We start from the raw sequence: 21,914 nt of genomic DNA on the forward strand, positions 1-21,914 counted from the left end.
GGCTCCATTCATTAATGACTACCAATTTCATCTCATTACTATACTAATTTATGGTCAAACTTAAACATAATTCATTGCGCGACGATCGAACCTCACAAATAGTCAGCTGGGGTCACTGGTTTGCACTTTTTAATATTTTTTTGGTGATCATTTTAGGTAGTCGTTACTTATTTATCGCGGATTGGCCTCAAACATTACTTGGCCGAATTTATGCGATTATTAGTTGTATTGGGCATTTTAGTTTTTTAACCTTTGTGGTTTATTTAATCTTACTATTTCCGCTCAGCTTTATTATTCAATCCTCAAAATGGCAGCGTATTATTGCTGTCATTGTTGCTACGATCGCGATAACTACGTTACTGATTGATATTGAAGTGTTTTCGCGTTTTAGGATGCACCTTAATTTTTCAATATGGCAGGTTTTAACCTCTCCTGATGACAATATTTTAAGTGCAGAATGGCAAAAATTATTTATTTTTGTTCCTTTTATTTTATTGCTTGAAACTGTTTTTGCTATCTGGAGTTGGCGTAAGCTACGTAGCTTAAGTAAACGAAGTCGCTTTTGCCTACCGATTATTATTGTTTTTGTTCTGTGTTTTTTATCTTCGCATTTAATTCATATTTGGGCTGACGCTAATTTTTATCGCCCTATTACAATGCAACGTTCAAGTTTACCTGTCTCATATCCACTTACCGCAAGGCATTTTTTGGAGCGTTATGGTTTCATTGAAGCGGGTAATTATGAGTCACGATTTAAGCAAGAAGGTAACCCTTTTGCTATTGCTATAGAGTATCCGTTAGCAAAAATTAATTACGAGCGGACTAAGTCACCTTACAATATTTTAATGATTGTCGTCGATGAGTGGCAAACTGCCGATCAGCAAAAAAATATGCCAAAATTAACGGATTATGCTCAGCAAAATGTAGAATTCGTTAACCATTATAGCTCAAGTAATGAATCATTTTTAGGTGAGTTTTCGTTATTCTATGGACTTGACCCGAACTATTACAACAGTATTTTAGCCAGTCACAAATCGTCAGTCTTTATCGATACGTTAGCTAAGCAACGTTATAACTTGGGTTTATTTTCCTCTGATGGTTTCGATCATCCACTTTATCGTTATGCGTTATTGTCTAATTTTTCAATGCCGATTGTGGCTAAAAAACAATCTTATCAAGCCACCAGTGATTTGTGGCTAACTTGGTACAATGAACAGAAGAAAACGGATAATAGTGCTCCGTGGTTTTCAATTATTGAATATAAACAAATGCAAAAAGAGGGGACATCTAAACAGCAAAAAGATTTAGATGAAGCCATTGCCCGGGTTATTGAACAGATTAAACATTCTAGTGACATAGATAAAACGATCGTCGTTATTACCGCAAGTAATCGCCAATCAAAATCAGACCAACATGCTTTTGATCGACAGCTGTTAAATGTACCATTAGTGATTGGTTGGCCAAATAAAGGTCATGAAGTGATCACAAGCACTACTTCACATGTTGATATTATGCAAACATTAATGCAAGATGCTCTTAATGTGACGACTTCCGCTAAACAATATAGTCAAGGTGAGAATTTATTTGCACCCAATAATCGCAAATGGTTAATTGCAGGTACTGAAACCGATATAGCAGCATTATACCCATCACAAACAATTTTGATTGATAGTACGGGTTATTACCAAATTTATGATTTGAATAATCAACGGCAAAAAAATGAGAAATTAGGTTTATCAACATTTTTGCAATTAGTGACTGAAAATCGACGATTTATGGTGGCGCATTAACAATATATCAGTTCAGTTACACGACAATAACGCTTAGGTGACGATTTAACAAATCCCTCTCTAGTCTATTTGGTATAGAGAGATAAACATAAATGATGGAGATTGATAAAATGATTATTGGTAATACTGAACATTTAGCGTTAGTCCCTTATTTACCTGCAAAACTCAAGCATGCTATCGAATATATTCGAGATAATGTCAATAGCAATACGCCAGTAGGTAAATACCATATTGATGGGGATCGCGTCTTTTTTATGGTCTCTGAAAACTCATCAAGGTTTATACAAGATGCGGAACCTGAGTACCACCAACGCTATATTGATATTCAAATAATATTACAAGGCCAAGAGGGCATGGCAGTATCAACATTACCACCTCACACGCAAGTGACGGATGAACGGCTTGAAAATGATGATATAGCCTTTGTTAAAACGCCATCAGAAGAAACAATGTTTGTCGCCCAAGCTAATGATTTTGTTATCTTCTATCCAAATGAAGTACATAAGCCTCTTTGTGCTGTAAATAATACATTAGCAAAAATTCGTAAAGTCGTCGTCAAAGTTGATATAAATTATTTATCATTTTAATGATTTAGGGACCCATATATGACAACAAAAGTAGCGGTAATTGGCGAGTGTATGATTGAGATGTCAATCAAACAACAATCTACATCTCGCAGTTTTGGTGGTGACACATTAAATACATCGGTTTATCTGGCCAGACTACTTGCTGGTCAAGCATTTGATATCCATTATGTGACTGCGCTTGGAACCGATTCCTTTAGTCAGGAAATGCTTGATGCTTGGCAAATTGAAGGCATTAAAACAGATTTAGTCCAGCGTTTGAGCGATAAAATGCCTGGATTATATTCGATTGTTACCGATGAAGTAGGGGAACGATCATTTTATTATTGGCGTAATGATGCGGCAGCTAAGTTTTGGCTAAAGACAAGTCAAAGTGCTGAAGTTTGCCAAACTATTAGTCAATCTGATTATGTTTATTTAAGTGGGGTCAGTATTGCGATTTTAGATGCTGAAAGCATCTTAAAACTGCTTGATCTTCTTAGACAAATCAAAACTAATGGTGGCAAAGTGATTTTTGATAATAACTACCGCCCCCGATTATGGCAAAGTGTTGAACTCGCACAAAGCGTATATGCCGATGTTTTATCTTTTACTGATATTGCATTTTTAACACTTGATGATGAAGATTTGCTGTGGGGAAAACAGCCGTATGAACAGGTAATTTCGCGAACAAAACAATTTGGTGTAACTGAAATCGTGATCAAACGAGGGAGTGATAGCTGTATTGTGGATAGCCAAGAAGGCCGTTTTGAAGTACCAGCGAATAAAATCAGTAAAGAGAAAGTGATTGATACGACCGCAGCCGGTGATTCATTTAGTGCCGGCTATTTAGCCGCCCGATTGACGGGCCGTAGTCCCGATGAATCAGCACTGCAAGGACATCACGTTGCAGGTACTGTAATTCAATATCGAGGCGCCATTATTCCAAAAGATGCTATATCTGTTTTAGCATGAGTAAAGGCGGAATTGTTTCCGCCTTTTTCATCTTAAAGTTTATAGCTTGCACTCATGAAAAATGCTCTAGGTGTACCTGGCATACTACTTGAACGCCAATATTCTTTACCTAACAAGTTGGTGAGAGCAAACGTTACATCAAATGTTTGAGATTGATAGCCAACAGCTGCATTCCATACCGCATAACCAGGGCGTTTGACTTGATTGGTACTGTCATTAAACATTGAGCTTTTGTAAGTCAAGCCCAGTTCAGTAAACCAGTTCTCTTGCGGTAAATAGCGAATCGTAAAATAGCCACTATTTTTCGCGGTATTAGCAAGATATTTGTTTTCATTAGCTGGCGTTCTTTTATCTTCTCTTACTTTAGCAATCTGATATCCGATGCCGCTATTAATATACCATTGTGGTGCAATTTTACCGATAATGCTTAATTCGATACCTTTGCTTCCGTCTTTCCCTCTTACTTGCCAATTGTAAGGATCATTCACAGAATCAGGTTGGTAACGTACATTATAAAGTTCTAAATCATACAGTGCAATTTGGCTTGAGACAGTATTATCTAGCCAGTCACTTTTTAGGCCGATTTCATATTGACGAGAATATTGAGGCTGATTGTCATATACGGTAGCAGGGTTCGTTGAAAGTGTAATTAAACCTCGTCCACCATAGGGCGCAAAGTTTTTACTGTAAGAAAAATAAATACTCTGCTGTTCAATTGGTTGCCAAATTAACCCCACCCGTGGACTTAACGAATGACCATCGTATGAACGCGATAAGTTATTGATCTTATCGTGTGAAGAAAATTCATATTTATCATAACGTAAACCAGCCAATAGTTTCCATTCAGGACTAAAGCTGATCAAATCTTGCCAATACAGTGCATGAGAAGTTGCTTTGTGCTTATTATCCATCGTTGGGGCACCATGATAAGGTTTACTGATTGTCCATTGAGGATTATAAGGATCAACTGTTTGTGGAAAGCCTAATGTTGCAAGTGTCGGTAAGCGCTTTTCGATAATGTATTCACTACCAAGTAACATTTCGTGCGTTATGCTGCCTGTATCAAATTTGCCCATCAGATCAAACGTGTTGCTAAATGTTGTATTCTCGGTTTCTTGCCATGCTCGTCTAAATTGAAGTTTTCCCGCATAACTACACGGTCTACCATTACTGGCTAATGTACCATTAGTTTGGCAATAGGTCCCTGCGTATAGATGGTCGAAATTTTGGCTTGCTTTACGATAGACATTTGTGAGTTTGACTGACCAATCATGATTAAATTCATATTGCATGACTGAACGCCAAGATTTATAGCGGTCTTCAACATAGTCATCGGGATGTGCGTAAGCGGTTTTGATGGAGACATTACTCGGTAAATCACCGTAAGAGGGGCCTCGATCAGGTCTACGCCATAAGTTGTCTTGGGTGTATTGTACTAACCAACTAAATCCTTCAAGATTATCATACAAAATACTTGGTGAAACCATGGTATCGCGTTGTTTGATTCCTTTTCTAAAGTTATGACTATTTTCATGATCGATTGTCAATCGTATTGCAAGATTATCATGTACCACTTGGTTGATATCGATCATTCCACCATATTTATCCCAAGAGCCTGCACGTAGGTTAAGTGTGGTTGGTGAGTCAAAATTGGCTTGTTTGCTAATCATATTAACAATCCCACCACCTGCACCACGCCCATACAGCACAGAGGCGGGTCCTTTTAACACCTCTATACGATCGATATTTGCGGTGCTTTGTCTTACTTGGCCACTAGCACGAACACCATCACGGTATATATCGCCAGAACTCGCTGAAAAACCACGAATCATGATTCCTTCGTCTCGCATGTCATAGGTTGTATCAATACCAGGTAAATTATTTAATATAACACCAAGATCATTTTGTCCATACATTTTGGCATGATTCACATTGACTGAATTGATGGTTTGCGGAATATCTTTTATCTCGAAGGGCATTTTAGTGGCTGTCGATGATTGAGTCACTCTTTCATCATTAATATCCGTGATTTTGGCAGTCACTTTGATTGTTTCAATATCTGAGTTGCTTTTTTCTTGTCCTATAGCAATACTACTTATTGTGCTACATAGGGTGAAAACGATAATTTTTTTCTTCATTATTATTCCTATTTATGATTATCTTTAATTATAGTTAAATTGATTTTACAACCGCTTTAAATGATAATAATTACTATTATCATTATCAATAGGGCAAATAATTTTTATTCTTGCTTTGCGAATATTATGTGAGGGTTACTATGACACAACGACTGTGTTTTATTGTTATTTTTGGTTTATTAGTGGGTTGTTCATCTCAGCAGCAACTCGCATCACTCTCTGAAATTGAAGGGTTGAGCTTGACTCAAGATAGTTTTGGTCATGAAGTTATTGATAAATATAAAATGGTTAGGCCAATCGCTGAAATAGAAAATTCTTTATCATTGTGTATTGCACAAGAACTCGATAATTCGCCGGTTGTTTTAAATAATCTCAGTAATAGTCAGGCACGCTTTTATTATGGTTGGCCCTACTATGGTTTTATCGATGAATTCCCAAGTCAACAATCGGTGACCACAAATGGGGGGGAAACAATTAAGTTGATTGAGAAAAACCAAGTCGTTGCTAATGCCATTACTGATTATGTGTATCAATCATTTTCAGATATGAAATATTTTGTCGGGTATACGGTGACCGCGACACAAAATAAAAACAGCATCCATTATTTATTTAGCAATATTAAGCAGGCTAAGCAGTATACTGGAAGTGTTGCCAATGATGGATTTGAGTCCGTGCGAACATTAAAAAATACCCATCCTGATTTAGTTATTGAAGCATTAAACAAACAAGTTGATAAAATACAACAATGTTTAGTTAACAAACAATCAACAAACTCGTAAGTGATAAAATACAGTAACAGGATTTAAAATAACCGTATCAATTTTATAAGTTAATGATTTAATTTATTTCCTGTTATTGATTATCAAATAGGTCAGTTTATGGTAATCTAGTCTGTACATAGAGTTGGTAGCACCTGACATTCAGTAACGCATTATCATGAAATTACCTAGACTTTCGCTTTTATCACAAATTTGTATCACACATCTTATCAGCCATATTCATATGTTGGTCCTGCCAGTGCTTATGCCGGTGATGCTGCTGACTAATAATGACATTAGTTTTGTGCAGATTGGTTTTGCAATTAGTGTCTTTAATATCGTCTCAGCACTTGTACAAGCACCGGTAGGATTTTTTGTTGATAAATTAGGACCGAAACGGGTTTTGATTGCAGGGTTGATTGTTGGTAGTTTAAGCTTTTTATCGCTTGGATTTATTAACCACTATACTTGGTTGGTTATTGCAATGGGGATTGCGGGTTTAGCTAATGCGGTTTATCACCCCGCAGATTACGCGATTTTATCTCAAAATGTCACTGAAAGTAGAATGGGGCGAGCATTTTCGTTACATACATTTAGTGGCTATATTGGTTTTGCTGTAACGCCAACGCTAATGTTAACGGTAAGTTCATTATATAACGTAAGTATGGCCTTTATTGTGAGCGGTATTATTGGGTTATTCGCTGCAATTATTCTTTATCCTAAAGCAAAAAATGAATCTGTAAAAAAAGATCCGCTTATCATCCCTGAAAACCCAGCATTAGCGGTTAAACCTAATAATAAAATTCCGTTAGTAACTCCGGCCATTTTATTGATGTTAGTCTTATTTTTACTCTTAAGTTTAAGTGGCGGTTCAATACAAAACTTTTCAGTTTCGGCTCTCGTGACGGGTTATTCTATTTCATTAGCAGATGCGAATATTGCATTGACAGCTTTTTTGGTAACGAGTTCAATCGGCGTTTTGGTTGGTGGACAATTGGCTGATTATACTCGTCGACATGGTTTAATTGCTGCGGGAGCTTTGGTGATTACGGCTTTGCTTGCCTTTGTTTTGGCAATATTAACCGTTTCATCAACCATCATGATTACATTCCTTATCGGTGCAATGGGATTTTTATCCGGGATTATCGCACCATCACGGGATATGTTGGTAAGAAGTGTTTCACCTAAAGGTGCTGAAGGCCGGGTGTTTGGAATTGTTTCAACAGGATTTAATTTAGGTGGTACAATTGGGCCGATTTTATTTGGTTGGATATTGGATCAGGGGTATCCTCGAGGAATATTTTGGAGTACAGCGATCTTTATGGTACTCACCGCCATAATTGCATTTTATCAAGAAACAAAAGGTCGTAAAAATAAGTCTTAGACGATTAATTAAGGATGTTAAGTCATGATATGGTGTTATATTTATCGAAGCCCAAAAAAAGAAAATAGCTATTTATATATTGATACTGAAAATGACTTTTCTAAGGTACCCGACGTCTTAATGAACGTATTTGGGGAACCGATTTTAGTAATGAAAGTATTATTAGATGGCAAACGTCAATTTGTTGTCGGTTCTTCTCAAGACATTGAAGACAAAATTAAGCAAGATGGTTTTTTTGTGCAAATGCTTAAAGATGATGACTTTTATGTGAATTCACATTAATTAATTGAGCCAGTTATAGGAGTACTAATGAAACTAATTAAAGCGCTTGTTTTCACAACAAGTATGGTGACATTATGGGGCTGTTCACAGCAAACACATCAAACTCAAACTGAGATTAAAGCTGGCGTTGTTGGCTTTGAAAAACCACGAGAAAGCCAATATTTTTCTGATTATGTTAATGCTTTAAAACTTTATGCTAAGCAGCAAGGTATTGATAGTCATACTATTAATATTGCTTTTGAGGATGTTCATTATGTTGAACATGTCGTACAAGCGGATAAAAATCAACCTGAGAAAAAAATTACCTTAGATGATTATCTTGCTCGTGCAGTTTCACCTGCACGTATTGCGTTAGCAAAAGAAAAGTATTTAGCCTATCATTCCGAATTACGCAATGCGACGCTATTAACGAATGTACCTCAAACTTATATTTTAGCGCTATGGGGTGTTGAAAGTGCTTATGGTAAATATCAGGGTAAGGAAGATGTCATTTCAGCCTTATCAACGCTAGCCTTTGATGGTCGACGAGAACAATTCTTTACTAAAGAATTAGTGTCTGCATTAACCATACTACAAAATGGACACATCCAAAAAACGCAATTTAAAGGTTCTTGGGCTGGCGCGATGGGGCAAAATCAATTTATGCCTTCGTCTTATTTAGCCTATGGTTTAGATGGTGATGGTGATAACACCATCGATATCTGGAATAATATGGCGGATATTTTTGCTTCTACGGGGAACTATTTAGCAACGGTGGGGTGGAATAGTCTAGAAAGTTGGGGAAATAAAATAAAATTACCCACTCATTTTAATACTGAACTTGCAGGTTTAGATAACGATAAATCTCAGACTGTTGCGGCATGGCTAAAAACGGGTATTCAATATATCGGCAACAAGCCTGTACCGAAAAATACTGCAAAAGCATGGGTCGTTATTCCTGATGCCAACAGTGGTGAGGGTTACTTAGTCTCAAATAATTTTAGAACATTAATGCACTGGAATCGTTCATATTATTTTGCTGTTAGCGTCGGTATGTTAGCTGATAGTTTAACGGATGGGACTTTAACTATTCATGAAGGTAATTAAACAATGACCACAGTATTTTGGCATAATAAAACGCTTGAACAGTTAACTGATCAAGAATGGGAACAGCTTTGTGATGGATGTGGTCAATGTTGTTTAAATAAGCTAATTGATGAGGATACCGATGAAATCTTATATACCAATGTAGCGTGTGATCAGCTTGATGGTAAAACCTGTTTATGTCGGCATTATGAAGACCGTTTTAGTTACGAACCTGATTGTATTAAATTAACGCGTGAAAATTTATTAACGATTGAGTGGTTACCTAAAACTTGTACCTATCGTTACTTTCAAGATTATCAGACGCTACCAGATTGGCACCCTCTCATCACGGGTAGCAAACAAATGATGCATAAAAAACGGATTTCTGTAAAAAATCGGATTGTATATGAAAAAGATGTGATTCATTGGCAAGATCACATCGTTCGAGATTAATTTTTTACACTATAATGATAGCTTATGACAATTTTTTAACGAAAAAACGGATGTATGACATACATCATTTCATCTCAAGCACCGTATAGATGATGTTGTTGTATATACTGCCACACTTTTGGCGGTAACAGTGATTCACAGCTCTGTTTTTGGCTAATTTTATCGCGAATTTCGGTCGCTGAAATATCTTCTAAAGGCGTATTTGCAAAGTAAATAAAACCATTTGCATGACGATGTAAATCATCAATGTTTTTAGTTTGATGCTGTGTTATCCATTCCTTTAAGGCTTGATCATTGGTCGTCTCAGCATAACCAGGGCGCCTGCAAATTAATAAATGACAATAATTCAATAATGTCTGCCAGTTATTCCATGTCGGTAAACTCAGTAATGAGTCTTGCCCTAAAATAAATGCTAATCCCGGAGATGCGCCATTTTCGACTCGCCAAGCTTGTAATGTTTCTATGGTATAAGAAGGCCTGTCTAAGATCGATTTAGTGATTTCACGCATATCAATTGATAAAATCGGATCATTTTCAATGGCTAGCTTAATCATTTCGACGCGTTGATTCGTCGTCGCTTCTGGTTGTGCTTTATGGGGCGGAATATGATTTGGTAATAAGCTAACATGGGACAATCGAATTTCTTTTGCTAAAGCGATAGCAGGAAGTAAATGCCCATAATGGATTGGGTCAAAAGTTCCGCCAAAAAGTGCCGTTAATGAATTAGTCATGTTTTGAGCCTATAAATAACATGTTAAGTGCATCTAATTGTTCCCATACAGGGGTGCTATATTCATGTTTTAGGATAATTTCAATTTCTGTCAATTTTTTTAAACATTGATAAAGCTGTTCAACATTAACACGATTGATATAGGGGGTAATTAGATTACGACGATTTTGCCAGACTTTATAAAAATCATAAGCCGCTTTAAGGTTATGTTTGGTCGTATATTTTTTTATATTTATTAATTGAATGAGTTCCCGTTGAAATGTCCTTAGTAAAATTAAAGGCTCTACATCATTCATTTTAAGTTGCTGTAAAATATGCATTGAACGTTTTGTTTTTGCCATTAACATCGCATCAATCCAATGATAAGGCGTAAACACAGCAGAATCGTTTATATTATTTTCCAATTGTGCATAGCTTACTTTACCCGATGGATAAAGTAATTTAAGTTGTGCTAGTACTTGGGATAATGCGAGTAGATTACCTTCATAATAGTAACAAAGGAGATCAATCCCTTGTTTTTCGATTTGCAAAGATAACTGTTGTAACTGTAAACTGACCCATGCGGGTAACTGTTGAGAATCAGGTGTATTACAACTGATAATCAGTAAATTTTCCGCTAATGCTTTAAACCAAATTGCATTTTCTTGCGTTTTTGTCATTTTAGCTAATGAAATCAGTAAACTAACATCAGGTGATAGATGCTGTACTAATTCATCAAGTTTTTTAGCGATAGCGACATTGAGTGATGTTTCACCAAATTGTAATATCAATAATATTTGACTAGAAAATAAGCTCATCGATTGGCTGCTTTCTATAATTCGATTCCAGTCTGTCTGGTTGTCAATTGTGAAAACAGTCTGTTCGTCAAATCCTAAATGGCGAAGCTTACTTTTGATAAGGTTTTGCGTGGTGTATTGTAAATAAGGATCAGAGCCAATAGCCAAAAAGTAGCGCAACGAATCGTGTTGCTCTAGTTTTGCAGATAATTGGCTGTCACTGATTCTAATCATTGTGTGTTAGATTTTTTATCGACGGCATTAATTGATTTAAGTTTACCTATCAACTGTTTAGCGGATTCAGCATACATTTCACGTTCAATTAAGTTTTGTTCGGTGCTTTTTGCTAATGCAGTTGCTGGGTTATCAAAGAATGTTCTAAATACTTTAATTGTAATCGGATAAATATCATTACCAGCAATAATAACTTGGGCATTCACCGTCAGAATTAATTGGTACTCAGCAGACTTACCATCTTGATATATTGAAATGGTATCTTTTGAAATTCGGCTATCCAAAACATGTAATGACGGATAATTACGATCAATATCACTTTCAACAACGTGTACTTTATTGTTACTGAGTACTTTTTTGATTTCTCGTGATAATTGACCATATGGGTCATAACTGTACAACGTCATCGTTTGAAATTGCTTAGGAATTTCGGTGTCATTTTGTAAGTGAAATCCACATCCACTTAATAAAACTGACATTAAAGCAAATAAACAGAGCAATTTTTTCATTTATGTTACCTAAATTGATGGGGGTAAAAATTACCCCAAGTTTATCTTAAGATTAACCAACAACAATATTTAATAATTTACCCGGTACGTAAATGACTTTACGGATCGTCGTCCCTTCTAAATATTTTTGAATATTGACTTCTGATTTAGCGGTATCTGTAACAAATTGTTCTGTTGCATCTGCCGGTACGGTTAATTTAGCACGAACTTTACCGTTAATTTGTACCACAATCAGTTTTTCATCTTCGATCATTGCCGACTCATCCGCTACAGGCCAAGTGGCATTATCAATATTGCTTTGATGTCCTAATGATTTCCACATCATAAAGCAGGCGTGCGGCATCATCGGGTATAGAAGGCGAACAATGGCTTGTAAAGCCTCATCCATTAATGCGCGATCTTGCTCAGTCTCTTGTGGTGCTTTTTGTAAACGGTTCATAAACTCCATAACAGCGGCAATGGCAGTGTTAAAGGTTTGGCGACGACCTATATCATCACTCACTTTAGCAATTGTTTTATGTAATTCACGTCGTAATGTTTTTTGTTCATCGCTCAGTTGGTTCACTGCGAGGGTTGCAACGCTACCTTTTTCAGCATGCTCGTATACTAAACGCCACACGCGTTTAATAAAGCGATTTGCACCTTCTACACCAGACTCCTGCCATTCAAGTGTCATGTCTGCAGGCGACGCAAACATCATGAATAAACGAACCGTATCTGCACCATATTTTTCGACCATCTCTTGGGGATCAATACCATTATTTTTAGACTTAGACATTTTGGTCATGCCAGCATGTACTAACTCTTGGCCAGTCTTGTCATACGCTTTTGTAATACGACCTTTATCATCTCGCTCAAGCGTAACTTCAGTTGGCGATATCCAAATACGTTCACCGGTTGATGATGTGTAGTAAAACGCATCAGCAAGTACCATGCCTTGGCAAAGTAAACGTTTTGCAGGTTCGCTTGATGTTACCATTCCAAAGTCGCGCATCAGTTTATGGAAAAAACGGAAATACAATAAGTGCATGATAGCGTGCTCAATACCACCAACATATTGATCCACAGGTAACCAATAATTTGCAGCCTTTTCGTCTAACATGCCATCATTATAATGTGGGCATGTGTAACGTGCGTAGTACCATGAAGATTCCATAAATGTATCAAAGGTATCAGTCTCACGTAATGCAGGCATACCATTAACTGTGGTTTTTGCCCAGTTAGGATCAGCTTTAATTGGACTGGTAATACCATTCATTTCAACATTTTCAGGTAAAATGACCGGCAGCTGATCTTCAGGGGTTGGCATCGTCGTACCATCTTCAAGTGTGACCATTGGAATTGGTGCACCCCAATAACGTTGGCGAGAAACGCCCCAATCGCGTAATCGATAATTGACTTTGCGCTCACCAATACCTAATGCAATTAATTTATTCGCAATAGCAGCAAAGGCTTGTTCAAAATCAAGACCATCAAATTCACCCGAGTTAAACAACTTACCATGGTCAGTATAAGCTTGTTCACTCAAATCTGGAGCATTATCATCTTTGTTTAAAATCACAGGTTTAATGTCTAGATGATATTTGGTGGCAAATTCATAGTCACGTTGGTCATGGCCAGGTACCGCCATAACAGCACCTGTTCCGTACTCAATTAAAACGAAGTTTGCAATCCAAACGGGAATTTTTTGTTGCGTTAATGGATGAATGGCATAAAAACCAGTTGCAATACCTTTTTTCTCCATGGTGGCCATGTCGGCTTCAGCGGTTTTGGTATTTTTACATTCAGCAATAAATTCAGTAATAGCTGGGTTATTTTGTGCAGCTAGCTGTGCAAGAGGATGCTCTGCTGCGACGGATACAAAACTGACGCCCATTAAGGTATCTGGGCGTGTGGTATAAACACGTAGTTTATTTGAATAATTTTCAACGCTAAAATCAAATTCTACGCCTTCAGAGCGACCAATCCAATTTTTTTGCATGGTTTTAACTTGTTCTGGCCAGCTTTCTAGCGTATCTAAATCATCTAACAATTCTTGAGCATATTCAGTAATTTTAATAAACCACTGCGGAATCTCTTTACGTTCAACAGGGGTATTACAACGCCAGCAACAGCCTTCAACCACTTGTTCATTAGCTAATACTGTCTGATCGGTCGGACACCAGTTAACTGCAGAGGTCTTTTTATACACTAACCCTTTTTCATACAGTTTGGTAAAAAACCATTGTTCCCATTTATAGTATTCTGGTTTACAGGTGGTGACCTCTCGATCCCAATCATAGCCAAAACCTAATAGTTTTAATTGCTTTTTCATATAAGCAATATTTTCATAAGTCCACTTTGCTGGGGCTGTATTATTTTTTACTGCCGCACCTTCTGCAGGTAAGCCAAATGCATCCCAACCAATGGGTTGTAACACATTTTTACCTTGCATACGTTGAAAACGAGAAATTGTGTCACCAATCGTATAGTTACGCACATGTCCAAGATGCAGTCGACCAGATGGATAGGGGAGCATAGATAAGCAGTAATATTTTGGCTTATTCGGATCTTCTTTGACATGAAATGTTTTATTATCTTGCCAGTATTGTTGAACCTGTGCTTCAATCTCATCAGGGCGATATTGTTCTTGCATATTTGTTGACATAGTTGGTCTGCGTCCTATTAACTATTTTTATACTTGTATTGTATATACAGCTGACTAAAAAAATGATCTGCTAATTGTATTGGTTATTGGCTTAAAATGAAATATCTGATTATGATTTTATTTAAAAAAGCTTGTAAATAGAAGCTTTTTAAGCAGTAATATTCAATCTCTACTTAAATTAACGTATTTTGGTGCGATAGTGCATGTTGTTAGGAATTTTTCCTATATGGTAAATCGCATTTTATGAAACGCATATAGGTATAAAGATAAGTAAAGCGATCAATGTATTACCAAATTTAATCAAAACGCAAATTTTTATGACCTTACAATGTAAATGATATTATTTTAAATATTACCCATCTTTATAGTTAAGAATAGAGCAACTATCATGATTATTGTTATTAACAACCCTTATTTGCGTGTTTGATTTCCCCAAAATGGTCTATCAGCAATAATGATCTTGGGGTATAAAATAACAATATCAACATATTTTGCCCAAGTACGTTTACTTTTTGCGACTATAACTGCTAAGAATCATGCTTGGCATTATTAACAGAAAAAGCGTTTACATTAGCAAGAAACACAACTTTATCGAGATTTTACATTTTATTGATACCCATACTCATTATCACTTTTGTAGGTTGGTTGATAATAATGGTTATTAGTCCTCTGTTAAAAAGGGATTGAATGATTGGATCATGTTGGGCCAAATTAAGATGGCTATTTTATTTATGGTTTTCAAAACGCATATAACATAAATATGATATTCATATTGTTTGGATAAAATATTACATTATTGTGATGAAAAAAGTTGCACTTTTTTTTAAAACGAGTATTTTTAATAGAAGTTTAAGCAAAATATTTAATACACATACAAGACATTTAATTTAATACTATGAACTTATTTAATATCCGTATCGTCCTCATTAACATTATTAGCGTGGTCATTATTATGCCGACGCGGGGGCGCTATTGATTAAAAATGTCTTTATTGACGATTTAAAACCCCCGCAAAATTGCAGGGGTTTTTTTTTATTAATCGATAATAAATAATAAAAAGGGGTAGGTAATGACCAACGGCGCTCAATGGATAGTTAAGTCATTAAAACAACATGGAGTTAAAACCGTCTTTGGGTATCCTGGTGGACAGATTATGCCACTGTATGATGCATTATATGATGGTGGCGTAGAACACGTATTATGCCGTCATGAACAGGGTGCGGCAATGGCAGCAATAGGCTACGCACGTTCAACAGGCAAGCCTGGCGTTTGTATTGCGACATCAGGTCCAGGTGCGACGAATTTAATCACGGGTTTAGCTGATGCGTTAGTGGATTCAGTGCCTGTTATTGCAATTACCGGTCAAGTTCCTCGTCCATTAATCGGTACAGACGCGTTTCAAGAAGTTGATATGTTGGGTATGTCACTGGCCTGCACAAAGCATAGTTTTTTGGTTGATGATCCAGCAGCACTGCCCGATATTATCGAACAGGCATTTTTAATTGCCAGTTCGGGTAGACCTGGGCCAGTATTGATTGATGTTCCTAAGGATATCCAATTAAGTTGCGCTGATTTTGAACATTACTTAACGTGTTCATCTTATTATCAACCGTCACCAGATACTGCATACACTCCAATTTCATCCTCCTTTTCACCCATCACAGAACAAGACATACAAACGGCCAAATCCATGATAAAACAGGCTCAAAAGCCAATGCTTTATATTGGTGGCGGTGTATTGATGTCCGATGCCGTTAATCAATTACGTGATTTTGTTGCCAAAACAGCAATACCGTCTGTTGCGACGCTAAAAGGATTAGGTGCGTTGGATATCAATGATCCCCATTATTTAGGATTAATCGGTATGCACGGTTTTAAATCTGCTAATTTAGCTGTACAACAATGTGATTTATTAATTGCTATCGGTGTGAGATTTGATGATCGTGTAACGGGTAATTTAAATCAATTTGCGACACATGCCAAAGTGATCCATATTGATATCGATCCTGCAGAATTGGGCAAATTAAAACAAGCTCATGTTGCTATTGCAGCTGACGCCAAAACAGTATTACCACAACTTAGTCAAAGCATTAATATTAAACCATGGCAGCAACATATTTTATCGTTAAAGTCAGAATACCCAGCGCGTTATGATCATCCTGGACAAGCGATATATGCACCTTTATTACTCAAACAATTATCAGATAAAATCTTAGCTAATCAACAAACGCAAACAATTGTAACCACTGATGTCGGGCAGCACCAAATGTGGGCTGCACAGCATATGTTATTTGAAAAACCTAATTCGTTCATTAGCTCATGCGGTCTGGGCACAATGGGATTTGGTTTACCTGCCGCGATTGGCGCCCAAATTGCAAGACCAGAAGATTGTGTTATTTGTATCTCAGGTGATGGTTCAATCATGATGAATATTCAAGAACTCGGGACAATAAAACGGAAAAATTTACCAGTTAAAATAGTATTAATTGATAATTCTCGTTTAGGAATGGTTCGTCAATGGCAGCAGCTGTTTTTTAATGAACGTTACAGTGAAACCAATCTTTCTGATAATCCCGATTTTCTTGTTTTAGCGAGTGCCTTTAATATACCGGGAGTGACGATTACAACCAAAGATCAAGTATTGCCAGCATTAGATCAAATGTTATCGAGTCCAGGGGCATTTTTATTGCATGTTCAAATTGATGCAATGGAAAATGTGTGGCCACTTGTTCCGCCAGGAGCCGCTAATCACGATATGCTTGAGTCAATGGAATAATCAGGAGTGTACGATGGAAAATTATCAATTAGTCATTAAAGCCCATAACCGACCGGGTTCATTAGAACGAATTTTAAGAGTGATTCGCCATCGTGGCGGTATTATCGTAAAAATGGATATGCAAGTTGAGTCAGCTGCATTTTTTTCTGCTAGATTTGATCTTGCAAATAGTAAAGCGAAGCAACAAATTTCTGATCAGTTAAAAAAGTTAGTCGATATTGTGACCGTTAATGAATAACGGCTGAAGTTATTAATTTAATGAATTATATTTAAAAATTTAGAGGAATATCAAAATGGCAACAACTGCAAAATCCGATTATATTTGGTTCAATGGCGAAATGGTAAAATGGGCAGAAGCAAAAGTTCACGTTATGTCACATGCACTCCATTATGGCACATCTGTCTTTGAAGGTGTTCGCTGTTATGATACTCATAAAGGTCCTGCTGTTTTCCGTCATCGTGAACATATGCAACGTTTGCATGATTCTGCAAAAATTTATCGTATGCCAGTTGAATATTCCGTTGATCAATTAATGGCCGCTACCCGAGAAACATTACTGAAAAATAATTTAAAAAGTGCCTATATTCGACCATTAGTTTTTGTTGGGGACGTTGGTATGGGCGTTAATCCTCCAGCAGGTTATAAAACCGATGTCATCATCGCTGCATTTCCTTGGGGGGCATACCTTGGCGCTGAAGCATTAGAACAAGGTATTGATGCCATGGTTTCTTCATGGAATCGATCCGCGCCAAATACGATTCCAACTGCCGCTAAAGCCGGTGGTAACTATTTATCGTCATTATTGGTGGGGAGTGAAGCCCGTCGTCATGGTTATCAAGAAGGGATCGCTTTGGATGTACATGGCTATGTATCTGAAGGTGCGGGTGAAAATATTTTTATTGTTAAAAATGGTATTTTATTTACACCGACCCTGACTTCAGCTGCATTGCCAGGGATAACACGAGATGCTATTTTAACCCTAGCTAAAGATTTAGGTATTGAAATTCGTGAACAAACGTTATCGCGTGAATCACTTTACCTTGCTGATGAAGTCTTTATGACCGGTACAGCAGCTGAAATTACACCAGTAAGAAGCGTGGATGGCATTCAAGTGGGCATTGGTCGTTGCGGTGATATCACCAAACAGATTCAACAAGCCTTCTTTGGTTTATTTAATGGCCAAACCGAAGACAAATATCATTGGCTTGATCTCGTTAAATAGCGATATTTATCATTACTAAAAATGTAGTATGGTCACCTTTAATGCAGGAATGACATAAATAAAATGCTGTAAATAAGTGACATACTATTTTGAGCCATAAGCTCAATCTAAAACTGCAAAACAAAGAAAATTAAGTATATACTTAACACATTATTTTAAAAAGAATTGGGAGCATTTATGCCGAAGTATCGTTCAGCAACATCCGTAGAAGGCCGTAATATGGCAGGTGCACGTGCATTATGGCGTGCGACAGGCGTAAAAAATGAAGATTTTGGTAAGCCAATTATTGCGGTAGTCAACTCATTTACACAATTTGTACCTGGCCATGTTCATTTAAAAGATATTGGTCAATTAGTGGTTAAACACATTGAGGCGGCAGGCGGGATTGCGAAAGAATTTAATACTATCGCGGTGGATGATGGCATCGCTATGGGGCATGGTGGGATGCTATATTCATTGCCATCGCGCGAATTAATCGCCGATTCAGTGGAATATATGGTCAATGCTCACTGTGCTGATGCGATGATCTGTATTTCAAACTGTGACAAAATTACACCAGGTATGCTAATGGCAGCTCTGAGAATTAATATTCCAGTGATTTTTGTCTCGGGTGGCCCAATGGAAGCAGGTAAAACCAAATTATCGGATCAGATTATAAAATTAGATCTTATTGATGCGATGATTCAAAGTGCCGATCCAACTGTTTCTGATAGTGTTAGTCAACAAATTGAAGAATCTGCTTGCCCAACTTGTGGTTCTTGTTCGGGGATGTTTACAGCTAACTCAATGAACTGCTTAGCTGAGGCATTAGGTTTGGCATTACCAGGAAATGGTTCATTAGTTGCAACTCATAAACAACGCGAACAGCTATTTATTGATGCCGCTAAACACATTGTTACCATCACTAAACGTTATTATGAACAAGATGATGCATCGGTTTTACCTCGAGCGGTGGCAACTAAAGCGGCCTATGAAAATGCGATGTCACTTGATATCGCGATGGGGGGATCAACAAATACAGTATTGCACCTACTCGCGACTGCGCAAGAAGGTGAAATTGACTTTACTATGGCTGATATCGATCGTTTATCACGCAAAGTTCCCCATTTATGTAAAGTCGCGCCAAGTTCACAACTTTACCATATGGAAGATGTTCATCGAGCTGGTGGTGTGATTGGTATTATGGCTGAGCTTGATCGTGCCGGATTACTTAATCGTAATGTAAAAAATGTATTAGGTTTGAGCCTTGAACAAACTTTTGCCAAATATGACATTATGCAAACCCAAGATGAAAAAGTTAAAAAAATGTACCGTAGTGGGCCAGCAGGTATTCGTACGACGAAAGCATTTTCACAAGACTGCTATTGGGATTCATTAGATGATGACCGCCAAAATGGTTGTATTCGTACTAAAGAACATGCTTATAGTCAAGATGGTGGACTTGCAACACTATACGGGAATATTGCAATTGATGGCGCAATAGTCAAAACAGCGGGTGTGGCTGCTGAAAACCTTGTTTTCAGAGGGCCAGCTAAAGTTTACGAAAGCCAAGAAGATGCCGTTGAGGCTATTTTAGGTGGTAAAGTTGTTGCAGGTGATGTGGTCGTTATTATTTATGAAGGTCCGAAAGGTGGGCCGGGTATGCAGGAAATGTTGTATCCAACGACCTATTTAAAATCAATGGGATTAGGTAAAAAATGTGCATTAATTACTGATGGACGATTCTCTGGAGGTTCGTCAGGGCTTTCAATTGGTCACATTTCACCTGAAGCTGCTAACGGTGGTGTGATTGGTTTAGTTAAAGATGGTGACATTATCGATATTGATATTCCAAACCGTAAACTAGTATTAGATTTATCTGAATCTGAGATTGAAATGCGCCGTGTTGAACAAGCATCACGCGGTGATCAAGCTTGGAAACCTCGTAACCGTAAACGCCAAGTCTCATTTGCGTTAAAAGCATATGCAAGCTTAGCAACCAGTGCCGATAAAGGTGCGGTACGTGATAAAAGTAAACTAGGTGGCTAATGTGAACTCATCAAAACAAACATTAACAGGTGCGGATTATCTTAAAGCAACGCTATGTTCGGCCGTTTATGATGTTGCAAAAGTAACCCCACTTGAAGAGATGGAGAAAATCTCGGAAAGACTTGGTAACCGTATTTTTGTTAAACGTGAAGATCGCCAAATTGTCCATAGCTTTAAAATTCGTGGTGCACAAGCGATGATTGCTAGCCTCAATGAGCAGCAAAAAAAATGTGGTGTGATTGCTGCATCAGCGGGTAACCATGCTCAAGGTGTTGCATTATCAGCAACAAAGCTAGGTATAAATTCATTGATTGTAATGCCACTAACAACGCCTGATATCAAAGTTGAGGCTGTAAAAGGCTTTGGTGGAGAAGTATTATTATATGGTGCCAACTTTGATGAAGCCAAAAATAAAGCAATTGAATTGGCAGCTGAACAAAATCGAACATTTATTCCCCCGTTTGATCATCCGTTGGTAATTGCTGGTCAAGGCAGTATTGCCATGGAGCTATTGCAACAAAATGCAAGACTTGATCGTATATTTGTACCTGTAGGGGGGGGGGGGCTTGCAGCTGGGGTGGCTGTTTTAATCAAGCAAATTATGCCGTCAATCAAAGTTATTGGTGTTGAAGCAGCTGATTCAGCCTGTTTAAAAGCGGCATTAGATGCCGGTCACCCGGTTGATTTAACTCGGGTTGGTTTGTTTGCCGAGGGCGTTGCGGTAAAACGAATTGGCGATGAGACATTTCGTTTATGTCAGCAATACCTTGATGATATCGTGATTGTGGATAGTGATGAAATTTGTGCAGCTGTTAAAGACCTATTCGATGATGTGCGCGCCGTTGCTGAACCATCTGGTGCATTAGCTCTTGCTGGTATGAAAAAATATATTGAGCAACATAATATTCGTGGGGAAAATTTAGCTCACGTTTTATCGGGCGCAAACTTAAATTTCCACACCTTACGTTATGTTTCTGAACGTTGTGAGATTGGTGAAAAGAAAGAAGCATTGTTTGCTGTAACAATACCTGAGCAAAAAGGCAGTTTTTTAAAATTTTGTCAGTTACTTGGTGGACGGTCTGTTACTGAATTTAACTACCGCTATCATGATGATAAAAGTGCTTGTATTTTTGTGGGTATCCGTATTGCAAACGGTGAAGCAGAAAAAGAAGAGATTATTCGTGAACTGACGGCAGATGGTTATCAAATTTCGGATCTTTCTGATGATGAAATGGCTAAACTTCATGTCCGTTATATGATTGGGGGTAAACCTTGTAAACCGATCAAAGAACAAGTGTACAGTTTTGAATTTCCTGAATCACAAGGTGCCTTGCTCAAGTTCTTACAAACATTAGGTACAAATTGGAATATCTCATTATTTCATTATCGTAGTCATGGTACCGATTATGGCCGTGTACTCGCTGCTTTTGAGATTGAACCAAACAATCAGGCATTTCAATCACATCTTAGTGAGTTAAATTACGATTATCATAATGAAACGGAAAATCCGTCATTAAAATTCTTTTTAACCAATTAATCATCTTAAAGGCCTTAATTGGCCTTTTTTAATTTTTAGGAGAGAA

At 37.4% G+C, this 21,914-nt stretch carries 18 protein-coding genes; 13 read left to right on the plus strand and 5 right to left on the minus strand.

From position 1 onward, the window contains the following. Positions 1 to 50: 50 nt before the first annotated feature. The 3 genes from ABEA36_RS01460 to kdgK all read left to right on the plus strand — a co-directional run bounded on the left by ABEA36_RS01460 (position 51) and on the right by kdgK (position 3,328). Complete coding sequence (locus ABEA36_RS01460) at positions 51 to 1,790, plus strand: DUF3413 domain-containing protein (RefSeq protein ID WP_345487990.1); 1,740 nt, start codon at positions 51 to 53, stop codon at positions 1,788 to 1,790. A 110-nt stretch (positions 1,791 to 1,900) separates the two neighbouring features. Beyond that, positions 1,901 to 2,377 carry a NanQ anomerase/TabA/YiaL family protein gene (locus ABEA36_RS01465; protein ID WP_345490808.1) on the plus strand — a complete coding sequence of 159 codons (477 nt, stop codon included), beginning with the start codon at positions 1,901 to 1,903 and terminating at the stop codon, positions 2,375 to 2,377. Between the two features lie 18 nt (positions 2,378 to 2,395). Then, on the plus strand, positions 2,396 to 3,328 hold the full coding sequence (kdgK, locus tag ABEA36_RS01470; protein ID WP_345487992.1) for a 2-dehydro-3-deoxygluconokinase: 933 nt from the start codon (positions 2,396 to 2,398) through the stop codon (positions 3,326 to 3,328). Between the two features lie 32 nt (positions 3,329 to 3,360). Here kdgK and ABEA36_RS01475 read toward each other — a convergent pair whose 3' ends face one another. Next, positions 3,361 to 5,466 (minus strand): TonB-dependent receptor, encoded by a 2,106-nt coding sequence (locus tag ABEA36_RS01475; protein ID WP_345487994.1) that lies wholly within the window; start codon positions 5,464 to 5,466, stop codon positions 3,361 to 3,363. A gap of 140 nt (positions 5,467 to 5,606) precedes the next feature. Here ABEA36_RS01475 and ABEA36_RS01480 point away from each other — a divergent pair, with 140 nt between their 5' ends. The 5 genes from ABEA36_RS01480 (at position 5,607) to ABEA36_RS01500 (ending at position 9,408) form a co-directional block, all read left to right on the plus strand. Then, positions 5,607 to 6,245 carry a hypothetical protein gene (locus ABEA36_RS01480; RefSeq protein ID WP_345487996.1) on the plus strand — a complete coding sequence of 213 codons (639 nt, stop codon included), beginning with the start codon at positions 5,607 to 5,609 and terminating at the stop codon, positions 6,243 to 6,245. A 157-nt stretch (positions 6,246 to 6,402) separates the two neighbouring features. Beyond that, positions 6,403 to 7,608, plus strand: a complete 1,206-nt coding sequence (locus tag ABEA36_RS01485; protein WP_345487998.1) for an MFS transporter — start codon at positions 6,403 to 6,405, stop codon at positions 7,606 to 7,608. A gap of 24 nt (positions 7,609 to 7,632) precedes the next feature. Next, a complete protein-coding gene (locus ABEA36_RS01490) occupies positions 7,633 to 7,890 on the plus strand; it encodes a YcgL domain-containing protein (RefSeq protein ID WP_345488000.1) in 258 nt (85 codons plus the stop codon). 27 nt (positions 7,891 to 7,917) lie between these two features. Next, positions 7,918 to 8,976 (plus strand): lytic murein transglycosylase, encoded by a 1,059-nt coding sequence (locus tag ABEA36_RS01495; protein WP_345488002.1) that lies wholly within the window; start codon positions 7,918 to 7,920, stop codon positions 8,974 to 8,976. A 3-nt stretch (positions 8,977 to 8,979) separates the two neighbouring features. Beyond that, a complete protein-coding gene (locus ABEA36_RS01500; protein WP_345488004.1) occupies positions 8,980 to 9,408 on the plus strand; it encodes a YcgN family cysteine cluster protein in 429 nt (142 codons plus the stop codon). Between the two features lie 74 nt (positions 9,409 to 9,482). On the opposite strand, the gene nadD is transcribed toward ABEA36_RS01500, so the two are convergent. Genes nadD through leuS form a run of 4 tightly spaced genes read right to left on the minus strand, consistent with a single transcriptional unit; the run spans position 9,483 to position 14,292 of the window. After that, positions 9,483 to 10,139, minus strand: coding sequence for a nicotinate-nucleotide adenylyltransferase (nadD, locus tag ABEA36_RS01505; protein WP_345488006.1), 657 nt, complete (start codon positions 10,137 to 10,139; stop codon positions 9,483 to 9,485). Next, positions 10,132 to 11,148, minus strand: coding sequence for a DNA polymerase III subunit delta (gene holA, locus ABEA36_RS01510; RefSeq protein ID WP_345488008.1), 1,017 nt, complete (start codon positions 11,146 to 11,148; stop codon positions 10,132 to 10,134). The genes nadD and holA overlap by 8 nt, the downstream gene beginning before the upstream one ends. After that, positions 11,145 to 11,657, minus strand: coding sequence for an LPS assembly lipoprotein LptE (gene lptE, locus ABEA36_RS01515; RefSeq protein ID WP_345488011.1), 513 nt, complete (start codon positions 11,655 to 11,657; stop codon positions 11,145 to 11,147). Before lptE ends, holA begins: the two co-directional genes overlap by 4 nt. A gap of 52 nt (positions 11,658 to 11,709) precedes the next feature. Continuing rightward, positions 11,710 to 14,292 carry a leucine--tRNA ligase gene (gene leuS, locus ABEA36_RS01520; protein ID WP_345490810.1) on the minus strand — a complete coding sequence of 861 codons (2,583 nt, stop codon included), beginning with the start codon at positions 14,290 to 14,292 and terminating at the stop codon, positions 11,710 to 11,712. A gap of 1,081 nt (positions 14,293 to 15,373) precedes the next feature. On the opposite strand from leuS, the gene ilvG reads away from it, so the two are divergent. The 5 genes from ilvG to ilvA all read left to right on the plus strand — a co-directional run bounded on the left by ilvG (position 15,374) and on the right by ilvA (position 21,868). After that, a complete protein-coding gene (ilvG, locus tag ABEA36_RS01525) occupies positions 15,374 to 17,080 on the plus strand; it encodes an acetolactate synthase 2 catalytic subunit (RefSeq protein ID WP_345488013.1) in 1,707 nt (568 codons plus the stop codon). Between the two features lie 13 nt (positions 17,081 to 17,093). Then, complete coding sequence (locus tag ABEA36_RS01530; protein WP_345488015.1) at positions 17,094 to 17,318, plus strand: ACT domain-containing protein; 225 nt, start codon at positions 17,094 to 17,096, stop codon at positions 17,316 to 17,318. A 55-nt stretch (positions 17,319 to 17,373) separates the two neighbouring features. Continuing rightward, positions 17,374 to 18,303, plus strand: coding sequence for a branched-chain amino acid transaminase (locus ABEA36_RS01535; RefSeq protein WP_345488017.1), 930 nt, complete (start codon positions 17,374 to 17,376; stop codon positions 18,301 to 18,303). A 177-nt stretch (positions 18,304 to 18,480) separates the two neighbouring features. Then, positions 18,481 to 20,331 (plus strand): dihydroxy-acid dehydratase, encoded by a 1,851-nt coding sequence (ilvD, locus tag ABEA36_RS01540; protein WP_345488019.1) that lies wholly within the window; start codon positions 18,481 to 18,483, stop codon positions 20,329 to 20,331. Position 20,332: 1 nt separating this feature from the next. Beyond that, positions 20,333 to 21,868 (plus strand): threonine ammonia-lyase, biosynthetic, encoded by a 1,536-nt coding sequence (gene ilvA, locus ABEA36_RS01545; RefSeq protein ID WP_345488021.1) that lies wholly within the window; start codon positions 20,333 to 20,335, stop codon positions 21,866 to 21,868. Positions 21,869 to 21,914: the final 46 nt, after the last annotated feature.

Source organism: Orbus sasakiae (assembly GCF_039542345.1).
GTDB lineage: Bacteria > Pseudomonadota > Gammaproteobacteria > Enterobacterales > Orbaceae > Orbus > Orbus sasakiae.

Excerpts from the sequence above, each read along its gene's own strand:
- kdgK (WP_345487992.1), top strand. The coding sequence starts at position 2,396 with ATGACAACAAAAGTAGCGGTAATTGGCGAGTGTATGATTGAGATGTCA.
- ABEA36_RS01480 (WP_345487996.1), top strand. The coding sequence starts at position 5,607 with ATGACACAACGACTGTGTTTTATTGTTATTTTTGGTTTATTAGTGGGT.
- leuS (WP_345490810.1), bottom strand. The coding sequence starts at position 14,292 with ATGCAAGAACAATATCGCCCTGATGAGATTGAAGCACAGGTTCAACAA.
- ABEA36_RS01495 (WP_345488002.1), top strand. The coding sequence starts at position 7,918 with ATGAAACTAATTAAAGCGCTTGTTTTCACAACAAGTATGGTGACATTA.
- holA (WP_345488008.1), bottom strand. The coding sequence starts at position 11,148 with ATGATTAGAATCAGTGACAGCCAATTATCTGCAAAACTAGAGCAACAC.
- nadD (WP_345488006.1), bottom strand. The coding sequence starts at position 10,139 with ATGACTAATTCATTAACGGCACTTTTTGGCGGAACTTTTGACCCAATC.
- ABEA36_RS01500 (WP_345488004.1), top strand. The coding sequence starts at position 8,980 with ATGACCACAGTATTTTGGCATAATAAAACGCTTGAACAGTTAACTGAT.
- ABEA36_RS01465 (WP_345490808.1), top strand. The coding sequence starts at position 1,901 with ATGATTATTGGTAATACTGAACATTTAGCGTTAGTCCCTTATTTACCT.
- ABEA36_RS01490 (WP_345488000.1), top strand. The coding sequence starts at position 7,633 with ATGATATGGTGTTATATTTATCGAAGCCCAAAAAAAGAAAATAGCTAT.
- ABEA36_RS01460 (WP_345487990.1), top strand. The coding sequence starts at position 51 with ATGGTCAAACTTAAACATAATTCATTGCGCGACGATCGAACCTCACAA.
- ABEA36_RS01535 (WP_345488017.1), top strand. The coding sequence starts at position 17,374 with ATGGCAACAACTGCAAAATCCGATTATATTTGGTTCAATGGCGAAATG.
- ABEA36_RS01475 (WP_345487994.1), bottom strand. The coding sequence starts at position 5,466 with ATGAAGAAAAAAATTATCGTTTTCACCCTATGTAGCACAATAAGTAGT.
- ilvG (WP_345488013.1), top strand. The coding sequence starts at position 15,374 with ATGACCAACGGCGCTCAATGGATAGTTAAGTCATTAAAACAACATGGA.
- lptE (WP_345488011.1), bottom strand. The coding sequence starts at position 11,657 with ATGAAAAAATTGCTCTGTTTATTTGCTTTAATGTCAGTTTTATTAAGT.
- ilvD (WP_345488019.1), top strand. The coding sequence starts at position 18,481 with ATGCCGAAGTATCGTTCAGCAACATCCGTAGAAGGCCGTAATATGGCA.
- ABEA36_RS01530 (WP_345488015.1), top strand. The coding sequence starts at position 17,094 with ATGGAAAATTATCAATTAGTCATTAAAGCCCATAACCGACCGGGTTCA.
- ABEA36_RS01485 (WP_345487998.1), top strand. The coding sequence starts at position 6,403 with ATGAAATTACCTAGACTTTCGCTTTTATCACAAATTTGTATCACACAT.